General features: G+C 55.1%; 22 protein-coding genes. 13 read left to right on the top strand and 9 right to left on the bottom strand.

Translation table 11 applies throughout. From position 1 onward, the window contains the following. Positions 1-375: 375 nt before the first annotated feature. Positions 376-2163 carry an ABCB family ABC transporter ATP-binding protein/permease gene (locus K7G70_RS17605; RefSeq protein WP_223789976.1) on the bottom strand — a complete coding sequence of 596 codons (1788 nt, stop codon included), beginning with the start codon at positions 2161-2163 and terminating at the stop codon, positions 376-378. A 49-nt stretch (positions 2164-2212) separates the two neighbouring features. After that, positions 2213-3043 carry a winged helix-turn-helix domain-containing protein gene (locus K7G70_RS17600; RefSeq protein ID WP_223789975.1) on the bottom strand — a complete coding sequence of 277 codons (831 nt, stop codon included), beginning with the start codon at positions 3041-3043 and terminating at the stop codon, positions 2213-2215. A gap of 145 nt (positions 3044-3188) precedes the next feature. On the opposite strand from K7G70_RS17600, the gene K7G70_RS17595 reads away from it, so the two are divergent. Then, positions 3189-3653, top strand: coding sequence for a hypothetical protein (locus tag K7G70_RS17595; RefSeq protein ID WP_223789974.1), 465 nt, complete (start codon positions 3189-3191; stop codon positions 3651-3653). 26 nt (positions 3654-3679) lie between these two features. Continuing rightward, the gene (locus K7G70_RS17590; protein ID WP_223789973.1) at positions 3680-4144 is read left to right on the top strand and encodes a hypothetical protein; all 465 of its coding nucleotides are present in this window, start codon (positions 3680-3682) and stop codon (positions 4142-4144) included. 793 nt (positions 4145-4937) lie between these two features. Here K7G70_RS17590 and K7G70_RS17585 read toward each other — a convergent pair. The 6 genes from K7G70_RS17585 to K7G70_RS17560 form a co-directional block, all read right to left on the bottom strand. Beyond that, a complete protein-coding gene (locus tag K7G70_RS17585; protein ID WP_223789972.1) occupies positions 4938-5585 on the bottom strand; it encodes a CAP domain-containing protein in 648 nt (215 codons plus the stop codon). Beyond that, complete coding sequence (locus K7G70_RS17580) at positions 5582-6250, bottom strand: thioredoxin domain-containing protein (RefSeq protein WP_223789971.1); 669 nt, start codon at positions 6248-6250, stop codon at positions 5582-5584. The genes K7G70_RS17585 and K7G70_RS17580 overlap by 4 nt, the downstream gene beginning before the upstream one ends. Continuing rightward, positions 6247-7419: a heme biosynthesis HemY N-terminal domain-containing protein gene (locus K7G70_RS17575; RefSeq protein WP_223789970.1), complete on the bottom strand. Its 1173-nt coding sequence runs from the start codon at positions 7417-7419 to the stop codon at positions 6247-6249. The genes K7G70_RS17580 and K7G70_RS17575 overlap by 4 nt, the downstream gene beginning before the upstream one ends. Further along, positions 7416-8594, bottom strand: coding sequence for a coiled-coil domain-containing protein (locus K7G70_RS17570; RefSeq protein WP_223789969.1), 1179 nt, complete (start codon positions 8592-8594; stop codon positions 7416-7418). Before K7G70_RS17570 ends, K7G70_RS17575 begins: the two co-directional genes overlap by 4 nt. A 168-nt stretch (positions 8595-8762) precedes the next feature. Next, positions 8763-10424 (bottom strand): hypothetical protein, encoded by a 1662-nt coding sequence (locus K7G70_RS17565; RefSeq protein WP_223789968.1) that lies wholly within the window; start codon positions 10422-10424, stop codon positions 8763-8765. A 72-nt stretch (positions 10425-10496) separates the two neighbouring features. Further along, positions 10497-11912, bottom strand: a complete 1416-nt coding sequence (locus K7G70_RS17560; RefSeq protein WP_223789967.1) for a gamma-glutamyltransferase — start codon at positions 11910-11912, stop codon at positions 10497-10499. A 104-nt stretch (positions 11913-12016) separates the two neighbouring features. Here K7G70_RS17560 and hemL point away from each other — a divergent pair, with 104 nt between their 5' ends. Continuing rightward, a complete protein-coding gene (hemL, locus tag K7G70_RS17555) occupies positions 12017-13291 on the top strand; it encodes a glutamate-1-semialdehyde 2,1-aminomutase (protein ID WP_223789966.1) in 1275 nt (424 codons plus the stop codon). A gap of 2 nt (positions 13292-13293) precedes the next feature. Next, on the top strand, positions 13294-15189 hold the full coding sequence (locus K7G70_RS17550; RefSeq protein ID WP_223789965.1) for a DedA family protein: 1896 nt from the start codon (positions 13294-13296) through the stop codon (positions 15187-15189). Positions 15190-15205: 16 nt separating this feature from the next. Here K7G70_RS17550 and K7G70_RS17545 read toward each other — a convergent pair whose 3' ends face one another. Continuing rightward, complete coding sequence (locus K7G70_RS17545; RefSeq protein WP_223789964.1) at positions 15206-15958, bottom strand: type 2 periplasmic-binding domain-containing protein; 753 nt, start codon at positions 15956-15958, stop codon at positions 15206-15208. Positions 15959-16244: 286 nt separating this feature from the next. Here K7G70_RS17545 and speD point away from each other — a divergent pair, with 286 nt between their 5' ends. The 9 genes from speD to K7G70_RS17500 all read left to right on the top strand — a co-directional run bounded on the left by speD (position 16245) and on the right by K7G70_RS17500 (position 24688). Next, complete coding sequence (gene speD / locus K7G70_RS17540) at positions 16245-16727, top strand: adenosylmethionine decarboxylase (RefSeq protein WP_223789963.1); 483 nt, start codon at positions 16245-16247, stop codon at positions 16725-16727. Next, positions 16724-17569 carry a polyamine aminopropyltransferase gene (speE, locus tag K7G70_RS17535; RefSeq protein ID WP_223789962.1) on the top strand — a complete coding sequence of 282 codons (846 nt, stop codon included), beginning with the start codon at positions 16724-16726 and terminating at the stop codon, positions 17567-17569. Before speD ends, speE begins: the two co-directional genes overlap by 4 nt. Beyond that, positions 17566-18765 (top strand): type III PLP-dependent enzyme, encoded by a 1200-nt coding sequence (locus K7G70_RS17530; protein WP_223789961.1) that lies wholly within the window; start codon positions 17566-17568, stop codon positions 18763-18765. Before speE ends, K7G70_RS17530 begins: the two co-directional genes overlap by 4 nt. Positions 18766-18920: 155 nt before the next feature. Continuing rightward, positions 18921-19115, top strand: a complete 195-nt coding sequence (locus K7G70_RS17525; protein WP_223789960.1) for a hypothetical protein — start codon at positions 18921-18923, stop codon at positions 19113-19115. A gap of 93 nt (positions 19116-19208) precedes the next feature. Further along, on the top strand, positions 19209-20066 hold the full coding sequence (locus K7G70_RS17520; RefSeq protein ID WP_223789959.1) for a substrate-binding domain-containing protein: 858 nt from the start codon (positions 19209-19211) through the stop codon (positions 20064-20066). A gap of 100 nt (positions 20067-20166) precedes the next feature. Then, positions 20167-21513 (top strand): hypothetical protein, encoded by a 1347-nt coding sequence (locus K7G70_RS17515; protein ID WP_223789958.1) that lies wholly within the window; start codon positions 20167-20169, stop codon positions 21511-21513. Between the two features lie 214 nt (positions 21514-21727). Further along, complete coding sequence (locus K7G70_RS17510) at positions 21728-22399, top strand: hypothetical protein (protein ID WP_223789957.1); 672 nt, start codon at positions 21728-21730, stop codon at positions 22397-22399. Then, a complete protein-coding gene (locus K7G70_RS17505) occupies positions 22396-23748 on the top strand; it encodes a hypothetical protein (RefSeq protein ID WP_223789956.1) in 1353 nt (450 codons plus the stop codon). The genes K7G70_RS17510 and K7G70_RS17505 overlap by 4 nt, the downstream gene beginning before the upstream one ends. Further along, positions 23738-24688: a hypothetical protein gene (locus tag K7G70_RS17500; RefSeq protein ID WP_223789955.1), complete on the top strand. Its 951-nt coding sequence runs from the start codon at positions 23738-23740 to the stop codon at positions 24686-24688. Before K7G70_RS17505 ends, K7G70_RS17500 begins: the two co-directional genes overlap by 11 nt. Positions 24689-24814 lie beyond the last annotated feature (126 nt).

The raw sequence follows: 24814 nt of genomic DNA, 5'->3' as shown, positions 1-24814 counted from the left end.
ACACACCCCTCAATCCCCTCTCGGCCGATTCCGCTCCTAGCTATCTCGGTACACCTACATCCCTGTAGGCGAGAGATACTGTCTTCCATGACAGCAACATCATGTTGATGATTGTTAGTACACAATGAATCTGATAGTTCTTTAAAAACAAGGTAAAAATCTAAATCAGAAAGTAAGCTGTCCATTGATCTCGTCTCTTGCGTTGTGCCAAAACTTAAATTAAGAGGCCAAGGCATATGTTTCCCTACCTCCCCTCTTAAGAGGGGATTGAGGGGTGTGTTTGTCACAAGCTCATCATCCAACCAAAACATCTGGCCTTGGCTTGTGTTCACCTCGGTTGGGTGACGGTGATCGACTGCTGGTGACCGGTCGGCTTCAATGTTCGCGATCTTGCTGTTGGGCTTCCCACAAGGCCGCATAGGCGCCTTGATTGGCCAACAATTGCTCGTGTGACCCCTGTTCAATGATCTGGCCTTGGTCCAACACCAGAATCACATCAGCATGCACCACGGTAGACAAGCGGTGGGCGATGACCAGGTTGGTGCTGTGTTGGGCTATTTCAGCCATGGCTTTGAGGATCATGAATTCGGCCTGGCTGTCCAGCGATGACGTGGCTTCATCAAACACCATGATCGGTGGCTGTTTTAAGATGGTGCGGGCAATGGCCACCCGCTGTTTTTCACCGCCAGACAGTTTCAAGCCACGCTCACCCACTTCGGTGTGCACGCCATCGGGCAACAGCGCAATGAACTCATCCAGGTAGGCCATGGTGATGGCCCGGTGGACCGCTTGGTCATCCGCCTCAGGGCGGCCATAGCGGATGTTTTCCAAAATCGAATCATTGAACAGCACGGTGTCCTGCGGCACGATACCAATGGCCTGTCGCAAGGAATCTTGGGTCACGGATTGGATGTCCTGGCCATCGATCAGGATGCGTCCACCGGTCGGGTCATAAAAGCGAAACAACAATTTCACCAGGGTTGATTTGCCCGAACCACTGGCACCAACCACCGCCAATGTTTGGCCGGCTTTGACCTGAAAGTCCAGGCCTTGGATGATCGGTCGATCGGCCCGGTAGTGGAACGCCACCTGTTCGAACTCGATGTGCCCGGAAGTAATGATCAATTCCTGGGCGTCTGCTTGATCCTGGATCTGCGGCTCTATGGCCAGGATGTTGAACAGCTGCTCGATGTTGATCATCGAGGTTTTGATTTCTCGATAGACAAAACCCAAAGAACCCAAGGGAATGAACAATTGCATCATGAAGGCGTTGACCAAGACAAAATCACCCACGGTCATGTTCCCGTTTTGCACCCCCAACACCGCCAACAGCATCATCGCCGTCATCGACATACTGATGATCAGGGCTTGGCCACCGTTCAGCACAAACAAGGACAAGCGGTTCTTGCGTTTGGCCGCTTCCAGGGTTTTCAGGTTTTGGTCATAACGAGCGGCCTCAAACGACTCATTGGTGTAGTACTTGACCGTTTCATAATTCAACAGGGAGTCAATGGCCCGGGAACTGCTGGCCGAATCGGCGGTGTTGGCCGCGCGCAAAAAGGCTTTGCGCCAATTGGTCACTTTGACCGAAAACACAATGTAAGTGAGGATCGCCAGCAGTGTGGTGAGGCCAAAAGTCCAGCCATATTGGAACAACAAAATTGCCACCACCAACAAGATTTCAATCAACGCCGGCAAGATGCTGAACACCATGAAGCGCAGCAAAAAGCTGATGCCAGCGACCCCACGCTCAATGTCGCGGGCCACCCCACCGGTTTTGCGGTTCAAGTGATAATTCAATTCCAGGCGGTGCAAATGCACAAACACCTGATGCGCGATGCGGCGCATGGCCCGTTCGGTCACGCGACCAAACAACACATCGCGAATTTCACCAAACAACACATTGGCAAAGCGCAGTGCCCCGTAAGCAAAGACCAGAGCCACCGGTGCCAACAGCCACTGGCTGGGGTCGGCGGTGCCGCTCAATTGATCGACCATGCCCTTGATCAAAAACGGCATGCCGGTGGTCGCCACTTTGGCCCCGACCAAAAACAGCAAAGCCAACAGCACCCGACCTTTGTACTCGGTCAGATAAGGCAGTAGTTTTTTCAACACCCCCCAGTTTTCTGCCTGTTGGGTGTCGGGTGGGGCTTGTCCGCGCATCTCAGTGGCTCCTGGTTTTGGGGTTCATGGTGTCGGTCATGGTGCGCTCTCAGGCTTGGGTTTGGCGTTTGATGTAGGCCACTTTTTTGTTGATGAAGGTGCGCAAAGCCTCCCTGGTTTCGCTCACCACCAACTCGCGGTCTTTGACCGCCACCTCGATGTGTTCGCGCCACACCGCGACGCTGTTGTGGGTCCAAATCATCCGCACGTTAATGGCATAGCCATCGGCCAACTCGCGGATGGAACCTTCAAACATGACGTCAACATTGAGGTGTTGGGCGTATTCTTTGGGGCTGTATTGTTGGTCATCGGCATGCGCCAAGGCACTGACGGCTATGGCCCGCACATCGCTTTGGCGAGACAACATCTGGGTCAGTTCTTCTTGCAACATCACCACCAGGTCCTGATCCGCCGAGTCAATCAATTTGAAGGGCAAAGTCGCGGTTTCCAGCGGCAACACCATGGTCGGCCGGGACGCGGTGTACCACCAACCGGACACCGCCGTGAGCAGCAACATGAACACCACCAGGGCTGCCAGCCACCCCCGCCTTTTGCTGTCAGGTTGATGTTTGGTTTGGCTGGTGTTGATTTGATACCCGAAGCCCCGCACCGATTGAATCAGCACCGCCGCCTCACCCAGTTGATCACGCAAAGTCTTCACTTGTTGTTTCACCGTGTCGCGGTTCACCACTTTCTGGGGCCACACTTGGGCCAACAATTGATCCACCGAAACCACCGCCGGTGCTTGGGCCATCAAGTGTGCCAACAACTCAAAGGCGGTCGGGCTGAGGCTGATATTTTGCCCTTGGTAGGTGACTGTTTTGAGTGCTTGATTCAACACCAAAGGACCGCATTGAATGATCGAGTCGGTGGCTGTCATGCCTGAATGATGTGCGGGTCTGGGTTCATGATCAACCATTTTACCCGAATCCTCACCAAAACATAACGGCTTTGCCACCCAATTCTGACGGTATCTGAGCGCCGTTTCGCTAACATGGAAGACCATCCAAAATGAGCACCGCAAAATGACCTTGACCAAATCCCTAATGATGGTGTTGATGGGCCTTGGGGCCTGCAACACCGCCCACGCCGAATGGCAATTGTTGTATGAACATGACCGCCAGGGCCAACAACTCAAAGGCTCAAAAAACGCCTTGTTCCAAGCCATCCGCGATGGCCAAAAACTGCGGGTGGTGTGGCGCGCCAGCCGCAGCAACGACCCCACTGCCTTTGTGGAGCACGTGATCGAGCCGGCGTTTGTGACCAATGCCAGTGACCAGGAGGTGTTTGTACAAACCCCTGAGCACATTGGCCAAACCAGTTATTGGGACACCGAACTGCAAGACTTCAATGCCCCTGCGGTGGTCTGGCGCGGCTTGTTGTCAACCACCGGCCGTTTCATGGCCGTGTGGTATGACCGCGGCTCGGGGCAAGTGGTGCGCCGCATGCCACAACGGGTACCCATTAAATGGTTTGCTGAATTTGATTAACGCTTGATCGCAATGGAGATGACACCATGACCCATCGAAATAAGCTGCTGGCTTTGCTGCTGGTCTCACTGCTGACCGTGCTGAGTGGCTGCGCCACCACCGCCCACCCCAACCGAACTGACTGGCAACTGCTGTACCACCACGATGCCACCGGCCAAGCCATCAGCGGTGACAAACAAGCCTTGATCGACGCCATCAATCAAGGCCGACCGATCCGCCTTGTGTGGCCGATCAGGCCGGACTTTGTGCATGTGGCCGATGCCGGCTTTTTGACCGTGATGAACGGCGAAGTGTTTGCCCAACTGCCCGGCATCATCCGCCAGATCCCAGACCGCGAAACCCGCCGACGCATGGCCTTGGACGCCTCCGGCCAAAGCCGTTGGCATGCCATCGTTGGCACCACCGGTGAAATTCAGAGTTTCCAATCGGCCCTGGGCGAGCTGGGCCAAAGACAGTACGCCTTCAAATGGTATGGCTTGGTGTCCAAATAACAAGCTCAGCATATCAGTCACGTCATTCCCGACGAAGTCACGTCATTCCCGACTCCGATCGGGAATCTTGGGTCTTGAGCGACACCAATAGATTCCTGCTTTCGCAGGAATGACGGGGTGAGAATCAGGTCTTCACCGAACTCACAGAAGCCTCGTCATTCTCGACGAAGTCACGTCATTCCCGACGAAGCCACGTCATTCCCGACTCCGATCGGGAATCTTGGCCTTGAGAGACACCAACACATTCTTGCCCATGTTTCCACGAGGAGACCCCATCGCAGCGGTGAAGGTGTGCCTGGCATGAGACGCTGTAGATTCCTGCTTTTGCAGGAATGACGAGGTGAGAATCAGAGAATCAGGTCTTCACCGAACTCACAGAAGCCACGTCATTCCCGACGAAGCCTCGTCATTCTCGACGAAGTCACGTCATTCCCGACGAAGTCACGTCATTCCCGACTCCGATCGGGAATCTTGGCCTTGAGAGACACCAACACATTCTTGCCCATGTTTCCACGAGGAGACCCCTTCGCAGCGGTGAAGGTGTGCCTGGCATGAGACGCTGTAGATTCCTGCTTTTGCAGGAATGATGGGGTGGGTATCAAGTCTTCACCGAACTCACAGAAGCCACGTCATTCTCGACGAAGTCACGTCATTCCCGACGAAGTCACGTCATTCCCGACGAAGTCACGTCATTCCCGACTCCGATCGGGAATCTTTGGTCTTGAGCGATACCAATAGATTCCTGCTTTCGCAGTAATGACGGGGTGAGAAAAGGATGCGGTGGAAGGTAAACTCAATCCCGTTTGCGTTTGGACTGCTTCAAGCGGCTGCATTTGCGCTTGAGAAATTCATTGTCACTGCGCTGCCAATCGGTGTCGCAGTCCTGCTTCATCGGCTTGGGTGCTTTCATTTCGGTCTTGAACACCACTTTGGGTGGTAACCAAGGCTCGGCGGTGAGGACCACCCATTGTGGGTGGTTGGTGGGGTCGTCATCGGCGTAAAAGCCCACCCCCAATTGACTTTGTAAGGCAAAAAACTCCACCTTGCCCAAAATTTGGTCGTGGTGCTTGCCACTTTCGGTCAAATAAGTCAGCGCGGCATTGGCCTCGCGGGTGTCGCGGGCCACCGCTTCCACCTGGTTGCCTGACACCGGGTAATAGCTGGGGAACCGGAAGCCCCCATCCACCACAATTTGGTTCGGCGTGATGTCCGGATCATGCGCGTTCTTGGCCAAGGACTCGGCCCGTTGTTGGGCGATTGCGGCCAATTGTTCATTGCACACCAGCTCAGGCCGCGCTTGGTCGGGATGCGCCATGATGGCCTCGGCCAAGGCCTGGGCGGCTGCATTCTGACCACAAGCCACCGGCTCTTCGGTCGCTTGCAGTACCGGGCTCAGCGCAACGGCCAACATCGGTAAAATCACTCGCATGAAACCGCTCATGGTTGGGCCCCTGCATTCCTCAGTTGCAACAATTCTTTGAGCAACAAGTGGCGATTGAAACCGCGAAATTCTTCGCCGCTGTCCTCGCGGATTTCCAAGCCCTCAACTTGGTCATAGTCCGCCATGTGGGCCACATATTGTCCTTGGGCATCGACCACCATCACCAAAGGAATGGCCCGCAAGCCGTATATGTCAAAGCCGGTGTCGGCCATCACATCGATGCCATCTGCCGAAAACGTGCCTTCGATGTGAGCCACCACAAAGGTGTCAGCCACAAATCGATTCAGCACAGTGGCCTGGATCCGAGCCTTGGGGTTGTCCCGTTCATACATGGTCCACTGCTCAACCGCACCCTCCACTTCCCAGGCGTAGTCAAATTGGTGGTACGTGCCATGAAAATATTGGTCCAACACGTGACACCAGATGCACCATTCTGAGCCATACACCACCAAAACCTGCTTGCCTGTGGCCGCCGCGCGATCCAATGCGGCCTGTAAGATCTTGGCCTGGCTGCCACACTCGTCATAAATTTGGGCGGTGCCGGTGCGACAATTCGGATCCAACGCAGCGGGAAATTGATCAATGGGCTTGGCTTGTGCCCAGGCCACTGACCCCAACAAAATGCACAGGGCCAAAACCAGCAACAACCGTTGGCGCTGCGTCATGATTCTTCGATGACCCGGATGGCTTGGTTGTTGGGCACCACCGCTTCGCTGAAGTGGCTCAAGGCTTTGTCGGCTTGCCCGGTGGCTTGGTAAATCAAACCGAGCAGTTGGTTCACTTCGGCACTGGGTGCGCGCTTCAACACTTCCAACAACAGGCTTTCGGCTTTGTCCCAGTTTTTCTTGGCCATGTGTAACTTGGCATTGCACAACAGCACCGCTGGTCTTCTGGGATGTTGGACCAACCATTTCTCGGCCACTTTCAAGCGGTGATTGAGGTTGTGGGGCAGTTGTGACCAATAAGCCACCAGCTGATCATCAAAGTGGTATTTCTGGGCTTTTTCGATGTGGCTGGTGATGTCTTGGTAAGCGCCCAAACGCAAACCGTTTTCGCAATAGGTGTGGCTGTATCGTTGTTGTTGCTTCTTGTTCAAACCCTGCCAAATTTCTTGCAAGGCTTCCTGGCTGGCCGCGGCGGCAAACTGTTCCAAGGTCACCTGCTGTTTCAACTGATTGCTTTTTTGGTGGTTGATCAAGGCCAGTTTTTCGGCTTTGGGGATGACCGCTGACAAACGGTTCCAATCCTGGGTCAACTGGCTGGCTTCGGTCAGCAAATGGACCGCCCGGGGGTTGTTGGGATAGGTTTTCAAGATCAGATCCAACAACGGCAAGGCTTTCTCTGGCTGACCGGACTTGATCCAAATTTCACAGCGGGTCAAGTCCACGGTTAACGGGTTGTCGATCACCGCTTCGGCATGATCCAAATGCGCTTCGGCGCGGGTCAAATCATTTTGCGCCACCGCCGCACGGGCGGCCGCCATGTAACTGAGTTCCGGGGTTGGGCTTTTGGTCGCTGAGGCCAACAACAATTTTTCGGCATGGGCCCATTTGCCTTCACTGAGGGCCAACAAACCACGGGCGAATTTTTTGCGGCTGTGGTTCGCTGACAAGTGCTTCATGGCTTTTTGCGGGGCCTTGAGCAAACCATAAATCACCCAGATCGCCACAAACACCACCAGCAATAATATGCCCGCTGCAATCGCGGTCATCTGTATTTGATAACCCAACAACTCAATTTGAATCAAGCCTGGGTTTTGCAACAGTTGCGGGGTCAGCCAAGCGGCCAACAACAACAGCAACACCAACAAGCCCATTTTGATGATTTTCATCATGGTTGGGGGTCCTCCAAGGACGCAATCAATGCCGTTAAATCGACTGTTGCTGGCAGCTCAGCCCTGACCGCTTGTTGCGACAATGCGGTGAGCCGAGTGGCCAAGGCCTGTTGTTTCGGTAACTGTGCCAACAAGCGAGCGGCCGCTTGTTCCAAGGTGGCTTGCCAAGCGGTTTGGTGCTGCAGTCGCAAAAATGAGCGGGCTTGGTACAGGTCTTGCTGCAGTTCGGTTTTCAAATCGATCAAAGCCTGGGTCGAGGCCAAGCCACCGGTGGTGTCGATTTTTTTGACGCTGATGAAGCGGTCATACCAGGCCGCCTCCTCGGCGGTTTCGGTGGTCGGCAAAGTCAAATCCTGGATCTCTTGGGTCAAGGCATCCAAGGCTTGCAGCAAACCCGGCACATCGGGTTGTTCAATGCCACGCAATTGATTCAATACCTGTCGCAATGGTCGCGCGGTCGTCGCCGCCAGTTGACCGTCCGCCAACAAACGCTCAATGGCTGCGATGGCCGCTGCAGTCTGTTCGCTGTCGAGCAAAATCTGGGCCGATTGCAAAGACTGCCGGACCATGGCTTGTTGTAATTGACGGTCCCAACCAGCCAACAAGTCAGGGCTCAATTCAGCCGTACCTGGATTGGCCGCCAGCTGCCTGATTTGTTGTTGCAGGGTGGCCAGGGTTTGATTCTGGTCCTGCAGTTGATCGGTCAATTGTTGTAACTGGGCCTCGTTGTCACTGTTGTCAAAAGGTTCGGCCACCACCACGGAATCCGGCTCCGGTCGGTTGTTGATTTGGTCCATGGCTTGTTGCAAAGTGGTGACTTGTGCTTGCAACGTTGCGGTCTGTTGTTTGGCTTGGTCCAGCGCTTGGCGCAATTCGGCTTGGCGCTGGTTGGTTTGATCCACCAAGGTCTGCAGTGCCCCTCCTTCGGCATTCCCAGGCTGACTTTGCCAATCGCGATAGTACAAATAGGCCACTGCCACCAGCGCCACCAAGGCCAACAGCAAGCCGAAGGTGCCGCCAGATTTTTTCACCACCACAGGGGCGGCGGCTGGCCCATCCTCACGGTCCACCGCTGCTTGAGGGTCAGCAGTCACTTCATCAGTGACCGGGTCGCTGGTTGAGTCGGTTGGTGCCTGGTCGTTGGCGTCGTTGGGGTCTTTGGGTTCTTGATCCATGGTGTCGTCTGCTGATCTGGGGTTGTCTGACTCCTGAACCCAGTTTGGTGGCTGGTTGCCAACCAGTCAGTGGCTCAGAAGACCTGTTTTGGACATTTTAACTGATTCACCGATCAAGGCAGACAAAGAACTGTCATTTTTTGTAAACCACCAGCAACCAAGGACCGTTCATGGCAAACCCAGCCAAGGCCTGATGGCAGCAGGCGCGGTCTGACAAGCCACCGACACCGACGCTTGCTCAGCGGCCTGCAGCGTTATGGGCTGTTGGCTTTGACAGCGGCGGCGCACCTGTTCCAGGATGGCATGACCGCCATCGACCACCGATTCACCCATGATGTGGGTCACTGCCATACCGCTTTTCAGCTGCCCGCAGCTCAGCCCCTCGCCCACCACATAGGCTTGGGGCGTGCGGTGGTAGCTGTAACCCCGGCAGTCTTGTTGCATCAGGTGTTTGAAGGCGCTGGCTGCCGCCTGTTTGGCTTGCTTGGGATGCTGAGACTGGCTTTTCAGGGGCTGCCCAACGGCGGCAAAAGCCGCTGCCATGGCCTCGTTGGCTTGGGCGTGTGGTTCGGTCAACCAGGTCAGGATGTGGATCATCACCGCTGGGTTCTGGCTGTGTTGCAACAAACTGATGAAATACTGTTCCGGCGTCAGCTTGAGCTGTTTGGCATGGACCCGCGTCATCACATCGCGCCACAAATCAAACAAATCGGTGTCCGCCTGGTGCGCTTGCAGCGCCAATTCACTGAACCAGGCCAGGGTCGCGCCACAGGCATAATACACCGCAAAATTTTGATGACCCCCATGGTCGGTGATGGCATGGCCCTGCAAATCATCCAGACAGGCATTCAGATAGCGGACATGGGCCTGTCGGGCATCATTGGCATCCCAAAACCCCAGGTGTACCAGGGCCCGCACAGCGAAGGCATCGGCCCCGCCTTCATGCAGCCAGCTGTGCTCGCGGCGGGAATCACTCATGACCAGCTGGGCATTCCACAAATGGGCCGCTTCGTGGGCCAGAAAATGCAACAAGCCGGTCAGGTTTTCAGGTGTTTCTTGTTGCCAATCTTGGCCCACCAAATTCAATTGAATCAGACCTGGCAACACACCACCGTCATATTGGGTTCCACTCAGGTCACTGTCGCGGTAAGTGAAATACACCACCGGAGTGAAGTCCAGCGACAAGCCGGTCTTGGCGGCATAATAATCAAACAACTGTGGCAGGTATTGTTGCAATTTTTGCTGCACCCAAGCGGGCAAACCCGGATCGATCACACCCAACATGGCGTCCGATTGCACCGGTTCTTGTTGCCCAAAATACACGTAGGTGCCGCGCAAGGTTTGATCCAGCCATTGCTGTTGTTGCTGACGCCGTTGACCGGCAACGATGATGAATTGATCAGCGGCTGTGTTGAAAGTGAATTGGTGCTCGGTTTTATCCTCGGGGGTCAGCGCCACCAGCAAGTGTCCGGTGTACAGCAGTTCAGCGCCATCACTGAAAGCGAAATTCAACTCATAATCTTTGGGGGTGGTCCTTTGATCAGAGGCAAAATGGATGGTCATCTCAGTGAATGCTTGCCCGGACTGGGATGCCACATAATCTTGGCCAGCATCGGTTTGGCCCAACTGCAGATCGGGGTCTGACAGCTGCCAGGCATCTCTTTGCAAGGCGCCCACTCGATAAAAATACAGCCGTTTGACCGGCGCTGGCAATTGATAAGTCACGGTCCAAGCACCCGCTTGCATTTGGGTCACATCAACCTGCACCGTTGCGGCGCTTGACCACCCCACAAACCAACACAAAATCATTCCTATGCACAATCGATGCATGCTCACCTCTGTTTGACCTTAAAATAAATAGACGACGCAGCCACCCGAATGGTTACATCAATCGGCTCCAGATCACACCACCATGCCACAGCCATGACGGCGAAAATCGGCCACTGCGGCGGTGGTGGTGCCGGTTTGCACCGCATTGACGCCGCCAAAATACAGGTTGTGGTTGCGCCATTCGGTGTGGATCGGACACTGTTTTTGCATGGCCTTGAGGGCCGGGGCCGCAAACCCCGGTTCGACGTCCAAATGACCGTTTTCAAAGTGCATGCGCGGCGCTTCGATCGCGTGTTTGAGGATCTGGCCACCGTGGACCAGGTGGTTGATGACTTGGAACAAAGCCGATTTGATGCGGTTGGACCCACCGGTGCCCATGGCGAATTGGCGTTCGGGGTGCATGATCACGGTGGGTGACATCATTGAGCGCAGCCGTTGCGGTTCGGACCAGGCAAAAAAGCCATCGGGGTTGATGTCTTCCTCACCCAAAAAATTATTCATCATGAAGCCATAATCCCCCACCACATGGCCATTGCCTTCTCCATTGGACAGGGTCAGGCTGGCCAGATTGCCGTCCTGGTCTGCCACACTGATGTGGGTGGTGCCACGGCACACTTCAGCCATGCGGTGGCGTTTCAGGTCATCGGCGTGTTGCATGGCTTCCAACACCGCCAGTTCATCGTGTCGTGATTTCAATCGCCGCAGTTGCTCCACGATCAAATAACCACCGCTGGACGGCAGTGGGTTGGTGTACAGGGTGTGTTGATTGATCGACAGTTGTAAAGGCTGGCGAATGTCACAGCGGTATTGGGCGAAATCAGCCGCCGTCAACAAACCTTGTTCTTGTTGACACACGGTTGCAGCCACCGGCCCCTGGTAAAACCAATCGGCTGTCGAGGATGATAAAGTGGTTAAAAATTCGGCCAACTGCAGGTTGCGCCACTGCTGCCCAGAGACCAGACCGGAGAACAAGGTGCGGGCCTCAGCCGAGGCCTCGATGATGGGCTTGAGGATCATCGCCACGTAGGCTTGCTGGTGGTTCACCACCAAACCTTGTTGGGCCGCCTGAATGGCCGGTGCCGCGATATCGGGCAAGTCCATAGAGCACAGTTTGTCATGCAAGGTGAAAATGCCAGCCGGCACACCAGGAACCGCGGCCGCGGCCCGGCCGATGTGAAACTCTTGCTGGCGGGTCCCAAAATCACCCATGATGGGGTAAAAGTCCACCGCCTCGGGGTCAATCTGCGACACCGGGAGCAAGGGCGTGTCCGAGAAAAAGTCCAACAGTTTGGGTTCCTGGCCGGGGCCCGCGGCCAACAAAAAACCACCACCACCGGGAGAAGCCAACAACGGTTCGGCCACAAATGACATCATCATGGCCGCCAAAATGGCATCATAGGCGTTGCCACCTTGTTGCAAGATTTGGGCAGCCGCGGTGGCGGTCTCGGGATGGCCCGCAGCGATCGCATGGGGTCTTTTCAATGTCATGTGGCTCGTGCTCAGTTTGGACCAAATAGACCATTGTATGTCATGCCAAATCCAATGCAAAACATTTATAATGGCGGTTTATTTGTATGGCACCAACATTGACCATGGACCACAACCACGATTTATTCACCCAAGCGCAAAAGTTCATACCAGGCGGCGTCAACTCCCCCGTCCGGGCTTTCAAAGGGGTCGGCGGCGAACCGCTGTTCATTGCCTCGGCCAAAGGTCCGCACATGTATGACGTCAACGGCAAGTCTTACATTGACTATATTGGCAGTTGGGGCCCCATGATTGCCGGTCACAGCAACGAACAAGTGTTGGCGGCGGTGCATGCCGCGGTCGACCGGGGCTTGAGTTTTGGTGCGCCAGCCCAGGCGGAAGTGACCTTGGCCGAACAAATTTGCCACATGATCCCATCGATTGATTTGGTGCGCATGGTCAACTCCGGCACCGAGGCCACCATGAGCGCCATCCGCCTGGCTCGGGGGTTCACCGGTCGTGACAAGATCATCAAATTCGAAGGTTGTTACCACGGCCACGCCGATTCCTTCCTGGTCAAGGCCGGCAGTGGGGTGCTGACCTTGGGCATCCCCGGTTCTCCCGGCGTGCCGGATGCAGTGGCCGATTTGACCCTGACCGTGCCCTTCAATGACCTGGACAGCCTGACGGAGGTGATGCAAAAAGTCGGCGATGAAGTGGCGGCAATCATTGTCGAACCGATTGCCGGCAACATGAACATGATCGAGCCCTTGCCGGGTTATTTGGCTGGCCTGCGGCAACTGTGCGATCAGCACGGCTCGGTGCTGATTTTTGACGAGGTGATGACCGGTTTTCGGGTGGCCCAAGGCGGCGCCCAGGCATTGTACGGGGTGCAACCTGATTTGACCACCTTCGGCAAAGTGATTGGTGGCGGCATGCCGGTGGGTGCCTTCGGTGGCCGCCATGACATCATGAGCCACATCGCACCCAGCGGCCCGGTCTACCAAGCCGGTACTTTGTCAGGCAACCCCCTGGCCATGGCCGCCGGTTCGGCGATGATGCAAATCATCTCTGAACCCGGTTTTTATGACCACCTCAGTGCCCAAACCGCCAAGCTGACCCAGGGCTTGCAAGCCGCTGCCGATGCCGCCGGGGTGCCCTTCTCAACCTGTCATCAAGGCGGCATGTTTGGCTTTTATTTCACCGACCAACCGGTGCACCGTTTTGATGATTTGAGCCAGTGTGATGAAGCCCATTTCAAACGCTTCTTCCATGCCATGTTGAAAGCTGGGGTGTACCTGGCACCGTCGGCCTATGAAGCCGGTTTTGTCAGTTCCACACACAGCGATGAAATCATCGAACAAACCCTCGCTGCCGCCCACAACGCGATCAAGGCCTGAGCATGGAACCAACCGGTTGGGTCAAGGACGTCTACGATTGGATTCAAGCCAATCCCAACTGGACCGGCATCCTGATTTTTTTGTTTGCCTTTGCCGAATCCATTTTGTTGGTCGGCATCATTTTTCCTGGCGCCGCCTTTTTGGTCAGCCTGGGGGCCTTGATTGGACTGGGGGTGTTGGACTTCTACACCGCCTGGATTTGGGCTTCACTGGGAGGCTTCCTGGGCGATGGCATCAGTTTTTGGATCGGGCATAAGTACAAACAGCGGCTGCTGAAAATGTGGCCCATCTATAAATTCCCAGACCTGATTGACAAAGGCCAGACGTTTTTTCAGAAATACGGTGGCATCAGTGTCTTCATCGGTCGCTTTGTGGGACCGGTGCGCCCGATCATCCCGGCCATCGGTGGCATGATGGGCATGAACGTCAAAAAATACGTTATCATCAGCCTAGTGGCCTCGATTTTGTGGGCGCCGTTTTATCTGTTGCCAGGCATGTTGTTTGGCTCGGCCATGGAAACCATGGCCAAGGTGGCGGTGAAATTGTCGGTCTTGGTGGTGGTCTTGGTGGTGCTGGTGTGGGTCGCTTATTGGCTGATCAACATCTTCTACCAACTGTTGATGCCGCGCACCTATCGCTGGCTCAGCAGCCTGCTGGCCTGGACCCAGCGACACCCCACCCTGGGACGCCTGACCTCTGGTTTGGTCGACCCCCGCCAACCCGAAAAGGGCTCGCTGGCCATGTTGGCGGTGTTGCTCTTGGCTTTTTTGGTGGCGGCCATTTGGTTTGCCGCCATCAATGACACTTTGATGCGCTGGAATCAGAGCACCGAATCGTTCTTTTATGCGTTCCACAATCCCTGGACCTTGTTGCCGATGAAGTGGCTGCTGTTTTTGGGCCATGACCTGACGGTGTTGGCCATCACCCTGACGGTGTCGGCCTGGTTTTTGTACCGGCGCATGCACCTGGTGCTCAACCATTGGCTGCTGGTGTCGGTTTCTGCCTATGTGTTCTCGGTGTTGATCGGCCGCGCCGGACACGAAGAATGGCAGTGGTTCAGCGCCAATCACGTGTTCTGGTTCACCGCCGTGTCCAGTTTCTGGGCCATTTTGGTGGCCGGTGCCTACCCCATCAAATTCCGCAGTTGGCCCTATGTGCTGGCCGGCGTGTTGATTCTGTTGCATGGTTTTGCCACCCTGTTCTTTTATCAGATGAACCTGACCATGGTGGTGCTGTCGGTGCTGAGTGCCAGCATTTGGTCGATGGTGATCGGCATCGCCTTTCGCACCCGCAACCGCAAACAATTCCTCGGCCTGCCGGTGAAAATCACTTTCATCACCACCGTGTTGTTGGTGCCGGTGTTCACCTGGTTGTTGTTTTCCAGCAGCACGGTGGTCACCAAGCCCGAATGGCTGCAACAACAAATCACCGACAAAACCACCGGTTGGGCCAACAACGGCGAACAACAACTGGACATCGACATCACCGGCGACCTCACCGTGCTCGAACAACAGCTGTTACAGGCTGGCTGGTACAGTCACCAACCCCGAACCTGGGGCAATGTGTATGACGCCATGCAGGCCGAGCCTGAAGCCGAACAACTGCCTTTGTTTTCCTACGTGCACCGCGGTCAGGTGGAACAGTTGTTGATGAGTTTCCCGGATGGGGATGCGTTGATTGCCTTGCGCATTTGGCACGAACCCTCGGCTGCCGATGACCGCTTCAAAGGCACCTTAACCCGGCATCGCCGCGACACCGATTTGTACCTGTTTCACCATTGGGGATATGCCGACAGCCAAGCAGACAAAAGCCAGTTGCTGGCTGCTTTGGACGGGGTGCGGTTTGTCATTGACCAAGGCGCCGATGGTCATTTGCGCATCACTCAAAAGCGCAAATAATCGGCTTATTTTCCCATCACAGCATGCTGACAAAGTGCAGCACCAAATCCCGGGCAAACACCTCCTGGTAATGCTCATAAGGCAACACATCCACCCGCTCCAGGGCGGCCTGGACTTCAGCGGCCAAGGCCGGTTGCTCAAAACAATCCACTTGTAAGGTGCTTTTGAATGGCACCCCGCCAGGCATTTGCTGGATGTCGACGGTGCAGGTGCCGGGCACCTGGTTGTGCTCCCAGGCCCCTTTGAACAACATCACCAGCTGATTCAAGTAGCGGGTCAGGGTGGCGTTTTCATTGTTCAGGTATTGTTTGTCAGGGTCGTTGGTGAAGGTGGCATAAAACAAGCTGCGGTATACTTGGTCCGCAAACATCTGGCTGCTCAATTCCAATTGTCGGGGGTTCAACAACACACTGGACAAAGTCGGTTGCAAACCCAAGGTGTCGTTGATCGTCAATCGCAACACCAACAAGTCATTTTGCTCGACCAACTCGCCAGCAATCACATAGCGAATGCCGGCCAATTCCCAGGCCAACATGTTGTCCACATCTGCCGGTGCCTCATAACGGAACGGCATGCTGAACAAGCCGGTGCTGGACAAGGCTTGGGTGAGGTGGCTTTCAACCGTCACCGCCGGACTGAGCTGGCTGCCTTCATAGGTGAAAGGCAACACCACAAACTGCACCGGTTGTTGGCTGTCACCCACCACCAACAAGTCAATTTCGGCATGACAAACCCACACCTGACAGAGCAAAAACAAGACCCATTTCATGGTTTGATTTTAGCACATCAAGACCGCACCCAGCGGCATGAAGTCGGACTGGATGAACAGTGTATGGGACGATTCTTGCTGAAGGATTCGGATACCGAACCACTGATTTCATCGGCGCCAAAAAAAAAATGCTTGCCAAAGCCACTCATTTTGTGAATAATTCGCGCACTTTTTCTGCGCGGTGATACCGGGCAGTTTTTTCTTGCGAGGCCGGCTGCCGTGGTTGCTGGGCCGTTTTTTTTATTGTTGACCCCAAGTCAGCAATGTTTTTTGAGTGGAAAAAATCATGTTAAAAAACCCCTACTCTCAGCGCCCTGAGGCCGATGTGATTGGTCAATGGGAACCACCGGCCACCACTGCTTGGCCCAGCTTTCAACAAGACCAGAACGACGACCGCCTGGATCACTTCATCCACCGCGATGGCCACGTGTTTGCTGGCACCCATTTGATCATTGATCTGTGGGAAGCCCACCGCTTGGATGACCTGGCCCACATGGAAGCGGCCATGCGCGCCGCCGTGAAAGCAGCCAAGGCCACTTTGTTGCACATTCATTTACACCATTTCACCCCCAATGGTGGCATTTCTGGTGTGGCGGTACTGGCCGAATCACACATCAGTGTGCACACCTGGCCAGAAAAGAACTTTGCCGCTTTTGATGTGTTCATGTGTGGCGATGCCACCCCGGAAAAAGCCATTGATGTGTTCCAACAGCACTTCACACCGGGCCGCACCGAAGTCAATAACTTGCGACGCGGAACCATCAAGTGAGCCAAGCCATCACCGAAACCCTGTACACCCAGTGGGGCCAAACCTTCACCGTGGATCGGGTGCTGTTTGAGCATCAGACGGCCCATCAACACTTGGTGATCTTTGAGAATCAGCAATGGGGCACGGTGATGGTGTTGGACGGTGTGGTGCAAACCACCGAGCGCGATGAATTCATTTACCATGAAATGATGACCCATGTGCCTTTGCTGTCGCACCCGAAGCCGCAGAAGGTGTTGATCGTTGGTGGCGGTGATGGCGGTATTTTGCGTGAGGTGCTGAAGCATCCCGGCATCGAAACGGTGACCCAGGTGGAAATCGATCAAGCGGTGATTGACATGTGCCGCCAACACCTGCCCAATCACTCACAAGGGGCATTTGCTGATCCGCGGGTGAAGGTGGTGATCGGTGACGGGGTGGATTTTGTGGCCGAGTGCACCGAACAATTCGATGTCATCATTTCCGATTCAACCGATCCCATCGGTCCTGGCGAATCGTTGTTCACCTCACGGTTTTACCAAGGCGTGGCCAAATGCTTGACCGAGGACGGGATATTTGTTGCCCAAAACGGCGTCAGTTTCATGCAGTTGGATGAGGTGACCACCACCCACCGACGCTTGACGCCCCATTTTCAGGACGTCACTTTTTACAGCGCGGCGGTGCCGACCTATGTGGGTGGCATCATGACCTTTGCCTGGGCGGCACACAATCCAGCTTTGCGGCAGGCCGAGTTGGACCCCCAGCGATTGCACACTTTGACCACCCGCTACCACAATGCGGGGATCCATCGGGCGGCATTTGCATTGCCCCAATACATCTTGGATCAGCTGGAGGTCGACTCATGAGACCAAAGCAACCCATCGGGCAGCTCAAAGCCCTTTTTGCCGAACAGGTTTACCCGGATCAGTTGGGCCGTTATTCACGCCATAAGTTGGCTGAGTTGGCCGCCACTCATGGCACCCCCACCCTGATCATTGACCGGGATGTGTTGACCGAACAATACCAAAGCCTGCAAGCGGCCCTGCCTGGGGTCAACATGCGCTATGCCATCAAAGCCTTGCCTCACCCCGCAGTCATTGAACACCTGCATCACTTGGGCTGTGGTTTTGATTTGGCCACCAGTGGAGAAATCCAACGCCTGCAACAACTGGGCATCGATGCCAAACAAACCATCCACACCCACCCGATCAAAAAAGACGCTGAAATTCGCCAAGCGATTGACTTTGGCTGCCGACTGTTTGTGGTGGACAACAGCCATGAATTGGCAAAATTTGTGCCCCACAAAGACCGGGTTGAGCTGTTGTTGCGGGTCAACTTCAGACACCAGGATGCGGTGGTTGATTTGTCGCGTAAATTCGGTTGTGAACTGACTCACATCCCCAACTTGATTGAGCAGGCCCAACAGGCCGGCATCCGCATCGTTGGTTTGTCCTTCCATGTCGGCTCACAAGTACCGGCCCCGGTGGCCCATGTCAACGCCATTGAACAATGCATCGACGTGTTCAACAGCCTGCCCCAGGTCGACTGGCGGGTGCTGGACATCGGTGGTGGCTTCCCCATCGCTTACAACGGACCGGCACTGGACATCGTTGATTTTTGTGCCCCAATCCATGCCGCCTTGCAACAAGTCGATCCCGACATCGAGCTGTTGGCTGAACCGGGTCGTTTCATTGCCGGACCCAGCGCCATCCAATTGTTGTCGGTGGTGGGCAAAGCCCAGCGTGGCGCGCACACCTGGTATTATTTGGATGATGGCGTGTACGGCACCTTCAGTGGCATGCTGTACGACCACGCCCGCTACCCGATCACCCCATTGGCGCAGCATGACATGACCCAAGGCCTCAAACCCAGTGTGTTGGCCGGCCCCACCTGTGACAGCATCGATGTGATCGCTGATGACATGGTGCTGCCCGATTTGGCGGTCGGTGATTACCTGGTGGCCACCCAAGTGGGCGCCTACACCCTGGCTTCGGCGACGGATTTCAACCTCTACCCCAAAGCCAAAGTGTTGTGCTTAAACGGCCAATTAATGGCGCAATAAACAGTTGCTCAACCGCGCCACAACTCGATAAAATAATCGATTCCTGATTCATTTCAGGGAAAACCGTGCCTGGTGCACGGCTGCGCCGGTGGCCATGGTCACAATGCAAAGATGGTGACCGGTGAATCTTTAACCGCTTTATGGTGGGACATGTGATGAACAAGCATGACAAAATTACCCTGCAATGCGCAGATTGTGACACGAAATTCAAGAAAACCCTGAAATGGCTGGAAAACGCCCATGCCATGGAATGCACCCAGTGCCACACGGACCTGGACATCGATGAAGTCTACGACGAAGTGATGAGCTCCGAAGAGCCCGAAGTGGTCTTCACCCTCTACCCCAAATAAACCCTTCAACCATTCGACACGGGTTGTGATCAGGGTCAAACAAAGGCCCCAGTGGTGGTGTTACAATGGGCCCTTTTCCAACCCACACAGACCATGATCAGATTGCGCATTGGCGGCGTGCCAGAACACTACAACCTGCCCTGGCACATGGCCCGCAAATCGGGCGCCCTGCAAGCCCAGGGCATCAAGCCCGAATGGACCGACTTTTATGAAGGCACCGGCGGCATGATCCAAGCCATTAAGAACGATGAACTGGATGTCGCGGTGTTGTTGACCGAAGGGGCCATTTCTGGCATTTCGCGCAGCGCCAACTACAAAATCGTGTCGTTTTACACCGACTCACCGATCATTTGGGGCATCCACGTGCCGGCCGCTTCGGACATCACCGACGTCAATGAAATCTACCACCACCGCTATGCCATCAGCCGCTACGGTTCAGGATCGCACTTGATGCCCTATGTCCACGCCCGGGCCAAAGACTGGCCGGTGCACAAGCTGCAGTTTCGCGTGATCAACAACTTGGACGGGGCCCGCATGGCTTTTCGCGAGGAACAAGCGGATGTGTTCTTCTGGGAAAAGTTCACCACCAAACCCTATGTCGATTCGGGTGAATTCCGGCGCATCGGCGAATGTCCCACACCGTGGTCCTGTTTTGTGGTGGTGGCCAGCCACCAAACCCTGACCCTGCACGCCGACAAGGTCAAAATCCTACTGAAAGAAACCTTTCAACAAGCCCAACAACTGTACCAAGATCCAGACCGCGTCAACATCATTGCCCAACAATTCGATTTGCTGCCCGAAGATGTCGAAGAATGGCTGTCCTACACCCGTTGGTCCGAGCACATCGACTTGAAAAAAGACGTGTTGATCGAAACCACCGACACCCTCAAAGACCTCGGCCTGGTCTACCAAAAGTTCGACCCGAAAAAACTGTACCACGAGTTTGATTGAAGCCACCAGCCATGGCACGACATTGAACTTTCGCTGCGGCGATTGATCTGACTCATATGGCAGTTGATTGGGAGTTTGGGATGCGCCTCAAGGAGCCGCGATGTCGGTGAAATCATCGTTGTGGGCCATGGCCGTGTTGTTGCTGTTGGCGGTGGCGTTGTTGCAGCATTGGTTGGTGCGGCCCAGCCCGACTGCCTCCCAAGGCACAGGCTCGCCCCACGTGGTCAGTCATCAGCCAGACTTGGTTCAAGCCACCAGCCCACAGGGTACACCCGGCCTGGACACCACCCATCAGCCAGCGAACCAGCCTGTCACGACCACCATTGCGGTTGTCGAAAACAGCCAGAACCCCGACGCCAAACCAATCAGCATGATGGCCTTGTATCGCCTCTATCGCCTGTGGCGCACCTGCGATGATTACAGTCAATATGTGTCGACCAACCCAGCCTTCGACGCCCGCCAGCACCTGCAAGACCGGTGGCAATTCAATCGATGGCCAGGCGCACCGACCGAGGCCCAGGTGGCGGCCTTACACCACCACGCTTTGCAATGCATCCAGCTGCAACAGCGTTTTCAGTCAATGGCATTGCCCGACGCCGGCCTGCCTCGCGGCATGCAGCTGAGCGAACCGCACCTGACCAACCGCCGCTTGCAACGTCAGCTGTTGCGCATGATCCCACAAACACCCAAGGAACAGGCCTTGTTTGCCGTCCTGCGCTTGTCGCAGGAGTGGGTCGCGGCATTCAAAGCGGTGCTGCCTCATTTACAAGGCACCGTGGCCTATCCCGGCATTGAAAAGATGAACCTGAATGCGGACCTCAGGGCTTTGAATCAAGAGTTGCAAAAGCTGACTTTGAATCACGACCTGACCAATGATACCGCGGCCAAAACCCGATTCAAAGAACTCACCAACGCCATCATGCGCACCCAAGCCAAGATCAAACAAATGACGGCGGTCGATGAGGTGGCCTTGCGACCGGTGATGCGAGATTTTATGGCCCTCAACGACCGCCTCAATCAACAACTGCACAGCCAGGATCCCGATGTGTTTTATGAAGCCCACACCACCCTGGAGCGGCGGCGCATTTTGTCATTCAACGAATACCATCCGCACAAAACCAGTGACCTGATTAATTTGAAACGCCCCTTTGTCGAATACGTGCCACCAGAAGATGTGTTGCATCAAGCCTTGAATCTGCACAACCCAACCTGGCTGGCTGCTTTGACCCCACATGCGGTGCAATTGTACCTGTGTGATTTGGGTGCCGATTGTGGCCCTGACAGCGAGTGGAACCAGCAACATTGTTTCGCCGGTTATTGGGGCCTGAATGCCGACAGCTGCTCACAGGATCTGCCAGACTTTTTGCAACACCAGCATTTGAGCCCCAATCAGTGGCTGGACACACAACAGTTGCGACAAACCATGCGGGGGTTGTATGCGCCTTAGCGGCTTGGTGGCAGGGGCAATTGTCGGCGTGTTGATGATCATGGCATGGACTGCCGACTGGCCAGCCAACAGGTCACCTGGCCCCAAACCAATCACGGATTCATCGACACCTGCGACTGAGACCCCGTCTGGCTCCGGCTTGGATCCGAGTCAGGCCAAGCCAAACTCCCAGTCCCAGCGAATAGATGAGAATGATAAAACACATGCCCCGCTGTTGGCCGAAATCGCCGATCCTTTGTTCAGCAGGGATCCTTATTTGGAACTGATGTCACTCGATGCGGTGTTGTGGCCTTGTACCGATCCTGAACGAATGACCGATTTTTTTGACCTTTATGGCGGCGCCAAACAACCACAGTTGCAGTGGCAAAAACAACTGAGCGAATGGTGTGCCAAGCACCACCAAAGCTACCCAAACATCCTGACCACCATGCGCCAAGGCGATTGGTTGCAAGCGGTACAACCAACCACCGAATTGGGCCGACGCATCAAAAACCGACCCCACATTGAAAATGACTTGGACCGGTTTCAACATCACATGGGTCGCCTTAAGGCCGGGATAAAAGCGCAAAACAGCGCTGTGATTTTGCGGCAAAAAACCATGTTGCAACACATCATCATTGATACAGGCCCTTACGCCCAAGCCATCGGCAGCCAAGACCACCGATATGTGTTCCAAATTCTGCAATTGGCCAGCACCCAATTGGCCTGCCAGATGCAGGATGGTTTTGCCTGCGCACCGGAATCAGGGCTGATGGCAAATGCCTGTGTCAAAAACAGCGCCGCCTGTGGCCTGGACTTTATGACCTGGTATCGCCAGAACACCTTGCCAGGGATGCAATCAGATGTAGAATTGATGGCTGAATATTTGTTGGAAACGAGTCAATGAATCGTGTTTTGCCTGTTCTGTTGTTGCTGCTGTTGTTGCTGTGGTGGTTGTGGCCGCGCGACAAGGGCACGGATGGGGCGTCAACGGCCGATCCAATGAGCGCACCGAATGTGGTGTCACGACAAGACCAGCCGAACACCAGCCCGACTCAGGAATCGAACCGCCCGACCCACACATCAAGCCAGTCAAACGGGCCCAAAACCACCGTGGTGACGGGGGCACAGACCGCCGCAGCGGACGAGCCGTCGGCATTGACCTATTTGGACGTCTACCGCAAGACCCGCTTGTTCAACCGTTGCCGCCAAACCATTTATCGGTTTTTGCGCGACGCCAACCACGACCCATTGAATGAATTGCAAAACAAGCTGAATCGACTGACCCCGGCCAATCAAATCAGCCCCCAGCCAACCGCCAAACAAACCGCGGCTGTTATATCCCACCACGAACAATGTGCCCGCTTGTTGGCCGAAATCGACCGCTTGGAATCAGCGGTGAAAGAAAACGACTCACCGCATGTGGATGACCTGTTCAAACAAAAGCGCGAAGCCCTGCAAATGTGGCTGGCTCAAACCCGCCCCAAGACCGCCAAAGAACAAGCCATTGCCGAGACCTTGCGGCTGAAACAAGCCTGGAACAACCACTTTGATGCCTTGATTCAAGTGTCGATTGGCGATGACAGCCAACACCCGGAGGCGATTGCTGCCCTCAATGAACAAGCGGCCCAGGTGCAAGCCCAAATGGATGACATCTTGGAACAAATGCGCCAAACCGAGGACAAAGAATTGTTGCAAGACCAACTGGGTGACCTGTCACAACAGTACAACGAAATTCAAGCAGAAATCAATGAACTGAATTGGGTCGACCCAGACAAACGGGCTCAACATTTGGCCTTTTTCGACGCCTTCAGTGACCAACTGTATGACCAGTTATCGAGTCGTGATCCCGATGTCTTTTTTGAAACCCAAATGGCCTTGGAAAAGACCAACCGCACCCAGTATTTTGGTCATTCACCCTACAAAGACATTGGCAAATACCGTGCCAAAATGCCGTTGATTGAATACGTCTCTCCCGGAGATGTGGTGATGCAAGCGTTGGAAATGACCGACCCCGACGTGTTTCGCCTGGTGATCCAGCACGCCACCCAGCTGTACCATTGTGAACTGGGTGCCGATTGCGGGCCGGACAGTGAGTGGATTGAGTATTATTGTTTTGCCAGCTACGACGAAATTGATGCCATCAGCTGTGACCTCGACCTGACCACTTATTTGCGTCAGCACCGCCTCAACGACAACCAATGGCAAGACGTCAACTGGGTGCTGGACATGTTGCGGAGTTTGTATGCCGCATAAAGGGTGGTGGTTGCTGCTGGTGTTGCTGCTGGCCGCTGTGGGGTGGTGGTTCAGCCCGCTCCGAAGCGGGCCAGATGACGTCACCCACAGCGACACCCAAAATTCCACCCATGGCGCCACCAAAGACCAATCAGCGATGGCCACTGAACTCGCACACGATCCCATCACCACAGCCCAAGACAGCGGCGAAGCAAATACCGAAACAAGCACCAACAGCGAGACCGGCCAGCCCCCGATCCCGGGCAGCGATTGGCAGGAAAAGTTGTTGCAGGAGTTGAGCCCCCGCCTGTTCAGTGACGACCCTTTTGTCGAAATCCGTTCCTTGGAATACGTGCTGGGACAATGTCGTGATCAAGACGTGGTTGACCGCTTGTTTGTCGGCAGTGGCCCGTTTTATCAGGCCCAACAGGACCTGGCTCAAACCTTACAACAACAGTGCCAACATGTGCGTCAACAGTACCCCGAATACTTCAGCTACCCAGATCATGAACAGCTGGCCCAAGCTTTTGCGCCCACCAGCCGCCTGGGACAAATGTTGCAACAACTGAATGACGACGATTTGACCCCATTGGACCGCACCGAACTGTCATCGGCGATTCTCACCCAGTCAATCAAAGAGCGCAATGGCGCGACCTTGTTGGATGCGGTGTTCGTCACCCGCTTTGGCTCCTTACCCAATCAAGCCATGGCCGAGGTGTTGGGCAGCCGCGACCATGAATACATCAACCAAATGAGCAGCCTGGCCTTGATGTTGTTGTCTTGCCAGTTTCAAGGCGGCCGTTCTTGCGAACCCACCTCGTTTTACATGATCGCCATGTGCTCACAAACCCCGGGCGCCTGTGGCCTGGATTTTCCCAGCTGGCTTGAACTGTCCACCCTGCCTGGCATGCGCCGCGACATCGACCGGCTGGTGGCCCATTTCAGCCAGTACGGTTCATAACCCACCATTGGCGCGCCTCCCCCCTTGAAGCGTCGTCAAAAACCCTGGCGCATCGACAATATCCTCTGGAGCACGGACAAAATACCCGGGAGCATCGACTTCAGTCGATGTGGGACTCAGAGGATG

Source organism: Marinicella meishanensis (assembly GCF_019931145.1).
In the GTDB taxonomy this organism is placed as follows: Bacteria; Pseudomonadota; Gammaproteobacteria; order Xanthomonadales; family Marinicellaceae; genus Marinicella; species Marinicella meishanensis.
Note: the sequence above shows the minus strand (reverse complement) of the source record. Positions and strands in the feature narration are given on the sequence as shown.

What these genes read in the sequence shown, in the direction of transcription:
- K7G70_RS17570 (WP_223789969.1), bottom strand. Translation starts at nt 8,594, where the DNA reads ATGGATCAAGAACCCAAAGACCCCAACGACGCCAACGACCAGGCACCA.
- K7G70_RS17560 (WP_223789967.1), bottom strand. Translation starts at nt 11,912, where the DNA reads ATGACATTGAAAAGACCCCATGCGATCGCTGCGGGCCATCCCGAGACC.
- K7G70_RS17500 (WP_223789955.1), top strand. Translation starts at nt 23,738, where the DNA reads ATGCCGCATAAAGGGTGGTGGTTGCTGCTGGTGTTGCTGCTGGCCGCT.
- K7G70_RS17515 (WP_223789958.1), top strand. Translation starts at nt 20,167, where the DNA reads ATGTCGGTGAAATCATCGTTGTGGGCCATGGCCGTGTTGTTGCTGTTG.
- K7G70_RS17580 (WP_223789971.1), bottom strand. Translation starts at nt 6,250, where the DNA reads ATGACGCAGCGCCAACGGTTGTTGCTGGTTTTGGCCCTGTGCATTTTG.
- K7G70_RS17550 (WP_223789965.1), top strand. Translation starts at nt 13,294, where the DNA reads ATGGAACCAACCGGTTGGGTCAAGGACGTCTACGATTGGATTCAAGCC.
- K7G70_RS17545 (WP_223789964.1), bottom strand. Translation starts at nt 15,958, where the DNA reads ATGAAATGGGTCTTGTTTTTGCTCTGTCAGGTGTGGGTTTGTCATGCC.
- K7G70_RS17585 (WP_223789972.1), bottom strand. Translation starts at nt 5,585, where the DNA reads ATGAGCGGTTTCATGCGAGTGATTTTACCGATGTTGGCCGTTGCGCTG.
- K7G70_RS17525 (WP_223789960.1), top strand. Translation starts at nt 18,921, where the DNA reads ATGAACAAGCATGACAAAATTACCCTGCAATGCGCAGATTGTGACACG.
- hemL (WP_223789966.1), top strand. Translation starts at nt 12,017, where the DNA reads ATGGACCACAACCACGATTTATTCACCCAAGCGCAAAAGTTCATACCA.
- K7G70_RS17520 (WP_223789959.1), top strand. Translation starts at nt 19,209, where the DNA reads ATGATCAGATTGCGCATTGGCGGCGTGCCAGAACACTACAACCTGCCC.
- K7G70_RS17600 (WP_223789975.1), bottom strand. Translation starts at nt 3,043, where the DNA reads ATGACAGCCACCGACTCGATCATTCAATGCGGTCCTTTGGTGTTGAAT.
- K7G70_RS17565 (WP_223789968.1), bottom strand. Translation starts at nt 10,424, where the DNA reads ATGCATCGATTGTGCATAGGAATGATTTTGTGTTGGTTTGTGGGGTGG.
- K7G70_RS17605 (WP_223789976.1), bottom strand. Translation starts at nt 2,163, where the DNA reads ATGCGCGGACAAGCCCCACCCGACACCCAACAGGCAGAAAACTGGGGG.
- K7G70_RS17590 (WP_223789973.1), top strand. Translation starts at nt 3,680, where the DNA reads ATGACCCATCGAAATAAGCTGCTGGCTTTGCTGCTGGTCTCACTGCTG.
- K7G70_RS17595 (WP_223789974.1), top strand. Translation starts at nt 3,189, where the DNA reads ATGACCTTGACCAAATCCCTAATGATGGTGTTGATGGGCCTTGGGGCC.
- K7G70_RS17575 (WP_223789970.1), bottom strand. Translation starts at nt 7,419, where the DNA reads ATGATGAAAATCATCAAAATGGGCTTGTTGGTGTTGCTGTTGTTGTTG.
- speD (WP_223789963.1), top strand. Translation starts at nt 16,245, where the DNA reads ATGTTAAAAAACCCCTACTCTCAGCGCCCTGAGGCCGATGTGATTGGT.
- K7G70_RS17530 (WP_223789961.1), top strand. Translation starts at nt 17,566, where the DNA reads ATGAGACCAAAGCAACCCATCGGGCAGCTCAAAGCCCTTTTTGCCGAA.
- K7G70_RS17505 (WP_223789956.1), top strand. Translation starts at nt 22,396, where the DNA reads ATGAATCGTGTTTTGCCTGTTCTGTTGTTGCTGCTGTTGTTGCTGTGG.